Here is a 5,515-nt window from a genome sequence, read left to right on the forward strand (position 1 = left end):
ATCACTATCATGACCTCTGCAGGCAAGTTGGCCCTGAAGAGCTCCGGAAAACGAAGATCGTAACAGATGTTCAGAGAGAAGTGTATGTTTTTCATCTCGAAAGAGAGATTAGTGTCACCGGGGCTGTAAACGATATTCTCCCCTCCGTACGAAAATAACTTTCTCTTCCGGTAGATCAAAGGCTCCGAACCCGGGGCGAGAAAAGCCGCGCAGTTGTAGAACTTCGAGTTTCTTCTGTCTATAAAGCCGTAAACTGCCGGAATACCCCAGTGATCTACCTGCTTTCTGAAGAAACCACACGCATCTTTCACGTAAGCTCTTTCGGCGTTATTAGTGAACCCGCTCAAGGTAGTTTCGGGAAAAACAATTAGCTCAACACCTGCCTCCGAGGCCCCGGCGAAAACTCTTTCGATTATCTTCATGTTGATCTCTGGAGACTCCCATACTATGTTGAGAGGAACGCCGCCTATTCTCATCTATTCTCCTCCACTGCAAGATCTATTACCCTCGAAAGGACCCTAGCCGAGACTTCCGCCTCTACCGCAGGTCTCTCTTCTCCCGGACCAATCTGTTCGGGAATGCACGGTATATGTACGAACCCGGCAGGGATGTTTATGGCTCTCTTCGTGAGAAAGTCCATACACCTGTAAAAGAGGTAGTTACAGACAAATGCGCCTGCCGAGAAAGACTTCTCGATGGGAAGACCCTCGTCCTTAAGTTTCGAGACGATCCCGTCGACCGGAAGCCTCGAAAAGTATGCGTCGGGCGAGGCAGGAATTATCTTCTCACCGGTCGCAATGAATCCGTTGTTGTCTGGAGTCGCGGATTCCTTCCAGTTGATCGCAATCTTCTCTGGAGTAACGAGAGATCTCCCGGCCGCCTGGCCGACCATGATCAACGCCTCCGGGACGTTGTCTAGGAGCCGCAGCTCCAGTCGAGAAAAGCAGTCGTCGAAGACCGTTGGGAGGCTCATGAGCTCAATGCCTTCCCTGATATCCGCTAGAAGCTCCACGACTATCTGCGAAGCGTTTATTTTACTTCCCCCGAAGGGGTCGAAATGGGTCACGAGTATCATCTTTTACACCTCTCATTCCCTATAATTTTAGCATCATAAGGAAGTCGAGAATGAAAAGCCGTCATTCTGGTAGAATGATTCTGAAAGGGGTGATCTAGTTGAAGAAGCTGAAGCTTGAGGATCTCTACAAATACTCCGCTGTGGGCGATCTTCACATCTTTCCCGATGGGGAAAACTTTGTCTTTGTAAGAAAGACGATGAACAAGAAGGAGAATCAGTACGAAAGCAACATCTGGTTGGGCAACATGAAGAATGAAGAAGTCCGTCAGCTGACCCGGGGCGGGAAGGACGGTTCTCCCGTCGTAAGTCCAGACGGCAAGAGCATTCTCTTTGTCTCGAAGAGAGACAAGGAGGCTAAAGGAACCGGGCTTTATCTTCTGCCTCTTGAGGGCGGTGAAAGCAGACTGGTGAAGACTCTTAAAGGAGGATTCTCCTCTGTCTCGTGGATCGATTCGGAGACGATTCTCTTCATAACGAAGCATGCCCCCGGGGAAGATCCCGAGAAGATCGAAGAAGACGAGCCGCCAGAGAAGAAGGTTTACAAAATAGACAGAATACCATTTGTCTCTAACGGCGCTGGATTCACCGAGAACAGAGTGGGCCATCTATATAAGATGAAACTCGAAAATGGAAAGATGGAACCGATTACGGCCGTCGGAGGTGATATCGAAAGCATCGTTTTATCTCCCGAGAGAAAGAGCGTCGCGGTAATAACAACCGAAGACAGGGAGAAGAGGCCGATATGGAGCAGTCTATACCTCCTCGATTTGCAGAGTGAAACTGCGAAGAGAATCGGTGACGACAGTCTCTCTTTCTATCATTGCGAGTGGTCAGACGTTAGCGAACTCTTCGCCGTCGCGACAGACTTCAAAAAGGGCTTCCCAACCAATCCCTTCATAGTCCACGTTGATCTGGAATCCTTCACTCTTACTACTCTTGCCAGGGAAATGGACCTGTACTTCGGCAACAGCCTGAACAGCGATGTGAGGGGTGTCTCGCCAAACACTTCCATGAAGGTTGTAGAAGGAAAGCTCTATTCGCTGGTAACTGCCGGGTCGCAGATAAAGCTGATTTCTATGGATAAAGAAGGAAAGGTAGAGGAAATCGCTGTCTCTTCGGGGAGCATAGACTGCTTCGATGTTGCAGGCGAGGAACTTCTCCTTTCAGAGATGACCACGACAGAGCCACTGGAGATCTACTCTCTTGTCAAAGGCAAGAAGAAGAAACTCACGAGCTTCAACTCGTGGATGAAGGGTATCAAGCTGTCGAAGCCGGAGAGCTTCGAAGTGGAGGCCTCAGATGGGCAAAAGATCGAAGGCTGGATAATGAGGCCGGTAGACTTCGAGGAAGGGAAGAAATACCCGGCCGTAGTGGAGATCCACGGAGGGCCAAAGACGGCATACGGCGGCGGATATATACATGAGTTTCAGACTCTGGCCTCCGAAGGATATGCAGTTATCTACTGTAACCCGAGGGGAAGCGCCGGTTACGGAACCGACTTCGCCGATATAAGGGGGCATTACGGGGAAAGGGATTTCGAAGACATAATGGAAATCGTCGAGTACGTGATAAATGAGTGCGATTTCGTCGACGAGGAGAGGCTCGGTGTCACCGGGGGCTCATACGGCGGCTTCATGACAAACTGGATTGTAGGACATACTGACGCCTTCAAGGCGGCCGTCTCCCAGAGGTCTATCTCGAGCTGGATTTCCTTCTTCGGCACTACGGATATAGGATATTTCTTTGCAAGCGACCAGACCGGAGGCGATTTCTTCGACAACCTCGAGGGTTATCTAAGGCAGTCACCTCTAATGTCGGCGCCCAACGTCGTCACTCCTATTCTTTTCATTCACTCCCTTGAAGATTACAGATGCTGGGTCCCCGAAGCGATGCAGTTTTTTACTGCGTTAAGATATCTAGGCAAAGAGGCCAAAATGGTGCTTTTCCCGAAGGAGAACCACGAGCTTTCCAGAGGCGGCCTTCCCATACACAGAGAAAAGCGTTTGAAGGCAATACTGGAATGGTTCGATTCCCATCTGAAGATATGAGCCGTTGATGGAAAACAAGAAGGCAGGAAACATCCACGTAAGATTCGCCTCAATCGATGACAACGAAAAGCTCCTCAAGATCGAGCGAGAGTCGGCTCAGGAGGGGAGCATCTGGCTAGTTGCATTCAGAGAGGACTTCTTTGGAAGACTGAAGTACTTCGAAGAAGGTTTCATTATGATTGCCGAAAACGCCTATGACATCATCGGATGTATCGGTGTTGGAATCGACAACCTGATCGTCAACGGAGAGATCAAAAAGGGCATATATCTCTTTGGGCTTCGGACGAACCCGCAATACAGGCTGAAAGTCGCCCGCTGGCTGAAGTCGATCATTCAGGAACTGCAGAATCTTCTTGGCCCCACGGATTTCGATTTCGGATATGCCTCGGTTAAGGCCGACAACACCGCCTCGAAGAAGATTCTCGAGCACATGGGTTTCTCCACTACGGCGACTCTGGACTTCTACGCCTGCCCGGTTAGGAAGACCTCTCAGGAGAAGTCGGTTTTTGTGGAAAGGGAGGTCGACCTGGAAACGATTTTGGACCTTTACAAACCTCTCGAGAAGGATCATGACCTTCTTCTTCAAGGTACTAAGGCCTTCGAAGTGATGGTTACAGAGAGGAGATTGAGGTTATTCAAGACTGAAGGTGCATACGCCCTGGTTCTCGACACGAGCGGCGAGCAGGACTTTGGAATCACACGCCTTTCAAAGGGGTTGAGGGCCTTTCAACTGCTCGCTCAGGGGACTATTTCACCGCTGGTGAGGATCCCGAAAATGAACGAGCGATTGAGGTCCTGGGACGTTCTTCTCTTCGGCTGGGAAGATATCCGAAGCGCGCGAAAGATCGTAAGAAAGATCCATAGATGCGCCTGGGAAGAGGGCATAACGCTGATAAACTTTTCGAGGGACAGGAGCCTCGGGAGTATGAAGGGTGCGGTAGGTCCTCTCAGTTTCAGGATTCCCTTTGAGATAATGATCTATGAGAAAAACAGCATAAATAGAGGAAGCAGACCTATAATAAGAACTCCGACGATATAACTTGAAAATTCTTTTTTCGGATGAACTGAAGACTTGGTAAATGAGAGGCCGGGTCGGAAATGCTTAGACCCGGCCTTAATATCTATGGATGAGGTGCCTTCACTACCAGAACGCGCAAAGTCTCTTCTCCGGTGTTGACTATTCCGTGCGGTATCATTTTCGGACTGTCTATGATGTCATCTTTCATTACTTCATGCTTATCTCCGCCGATAGTGATTATTCCTCTACCGGCGAGCACCAGTATGAAAACATCGACAGGTGTCTTGTGCTCGGCCAACTCCATCCCCTCGGCTATGTCAATGACGACCGCCTGCGCATTCTCTCTGTCGTAGATTATCCGGCCCTTTAGTCCGGGTCTGTCAAGTGCAACTTTGCCCTTTTCAATTGAGCTCTTCACCAACTTCATCACCTCGCCTCTAATGTTAATACTATCTTAGCAAACCGAAGAGCCCCGATCGGTAACATATGTTACCGTATCATAGGACTTCGCTCAGGAATAGCGAGAGAGCCAGAAGCCCGAGGACTACTACCCAGCCAATTATCGTAACCCTAACAGCCTTGCCCGCCTTATTCGCTTCCCACCAGGAGCGCGGTTCTATCCCCTGAAGTCTGAACGTTATGATTGAAGCGAGGTTTATACAGACAATGTTGACGAAGAACAGGAGTATCGCTCCGGAGAATCCGTCGATATTTCCGCTTCCGAGGAGCAGCCCTGCCGCAGCCAGCGGCGGCATAAGCGAAACGGCTACCATAACCCCAATGAGCGAAGTGGATACCCCAGAGCTGATCGAAAGGGCAGCAGCCGTTCCCGATGCGAACGCCAGCACAATGTCGCCCAGGTTGGCCACTGTTCGACTGGTTATCTCGTTAGTAGTGTAATCTAGTCTGAATAAGAGCCCGAAAACAAGAGCAAAGGCAAAGCCCAGCCCGATACGGATCAGATTCGTTCTCACTGACTTTGCGAGAAGTCCGAAGTCTCCGAGCGTCGTTGCAAAGGACTGCGCGACGTTTGGCCCTAGCATCGGAGCGATCACCATCGCCCCGATGATTATTGCGGGGCTGTTTCTCACAAGGCCTATCGTAGCTACGATGGCCGACAATACTATCATCGCTATATCTACCGCGTCGTTCGAGATCATCTCCGAGATGTCGTGATAAAGCTCTTCTCTGCTTATCCGCTTGAAGATTTCCTTCTCGGGCTTCTTCTCCTCTTCCGTAGCCTGTTTCTCTTCTTCTTTTTCCTCTTCTTGAGCTCTTGGAAGCGAGGCTTCTACCTGAAAGAGTATTGCCCTGAAGGATTCATCCTGGGTGAAGCGCTGCTCGAGAGAGTCGAGGATTTTCTCGCTGTTCTCG

General features: G+C 50.0%; 6 protein-coding genes. 2 read left to right on the top strand and 4 right to left on the bottom strand.

Annotation, left to right across the window (positions count from 1 at the left end; translation table 11 throughout):
* Together BG32_RS14920 and BG32_RS14925 are read right to left on the bottom strand one after the other, a co-directional pair.
* The coding region (locus BG32_RS14920; protein ID WP_310793905.1) for a nitrilase-related carbon-nitrogen hydrolase at positions 1-476 on the bottom strand (476 nt) is incomplete at its 3' end.
* Complete coding sequence (locus tag BG32_RS14925) at positions 473-1,075, bottom strand: pyroglutamyl-peptidase I (RefSeq protein WP_121527066.1); 603 nt, start codon at positions 1,073-1,075, stop codon at positions 473-475. The genes BG32_RS14925 and BG32_RS14920, both read right to left, overlap by 4 nt.
* A gap of 98 nt (positions 1,076-1,173) precedes the next feature.
* Between BG32_RS14925 and BG32_RS14930 the strand changes: the two genes are divergently transcribed.
* Together BG32_RS14930 and BG32_RS14935 are read left to right on the top strand one after the other, a co-directional pair.
* On the top strand, positions 1,174-3,123 hold the full coding sequence (locus BG32_RS14930; RefSeq protein WP_121527067.1) for a S9 family peptidase: 1,950 nt from the start codon (positions 1,174-1,176) through the stop codon (positions 3,121-3,123).
* A gap of 7 nt (positions 3,124-3,130) precedes the next feature.
* Positions 3,131-4,162 (top strand): GNAT family N-acetyltransferase, encoded by a 1,032-nt coding sequence (locus BG32_RS14935; RefSeq protein ID WP_006490167.1) that lies wholly within the window; start codon positions 3,131-3,133, stop codon positions 4,160-4,162.
* 82 nt (positions 4,163-4,244) lie between these two features.
* On the opposite strand, the gene BG32_RS14940 is transcribed toward BG32_RS14935, so the two are convergent.
* Together BG32_RS14940 and BG32_RS14945 are read right to left on the bottom strand one after the other, a co-directional pair.
* Positions 4,245-4,568: a cupin domain-containing protein gene (locus tag BG32_RS14940; RefSeq protein ID WP_006490169.1), complete on the bottom strand. Its 324-nt coding sequence runs from the start codon at positions 4,566-4,568 to the stop codon at positions 4,245-4,247.
* A gap of 70 nt (positions 4,569-4,638) precedes the next feature.
* Positions 4,639-5,515: TIGR00341 family protein (locus BG32_RS14945; RefSeq protein ID WP_121527068.1), on the bottom strand; the 877-nt coding region annotated here is incomplete at its 5' end.

It is taken from the genome of Mesotoga sp. HF07.pep.5.2.highcov (genome assembly GCF_003666285.1).
GTDB classification, from domain to species: domain Bacteria; phylum Thermotogota; class Thermotogae; order Petrotogales; family Kosmotogaceae; genus Mesotoga; species Mesotoga prima.

Bases quoted from the DNA above. Each gene is read 5' to 3' on its own strand.
- BG32_RS14925 (WP_121527066.1), bottom strand. From the start codon at position 1,075: ATGATACTCGTGACCCATTTCGACCCCTTCGGGGGAAGTAAAATAAAC.
- BG32_RS14935 (WP_006490167.1), top strand. From the start codon at position 3,131: ATGGAAAACAAGAAGGCAGGAAACATCCACGTAAGATTCGCCTCAATC.
- BG32_RS14940 (WP_006490169.1), bottom strand. From the start codon at position 4,568: ATGAAGTTGGTGAAGAGCTCAATTGAAAAGGGCAAAGTTGCACTTGAC.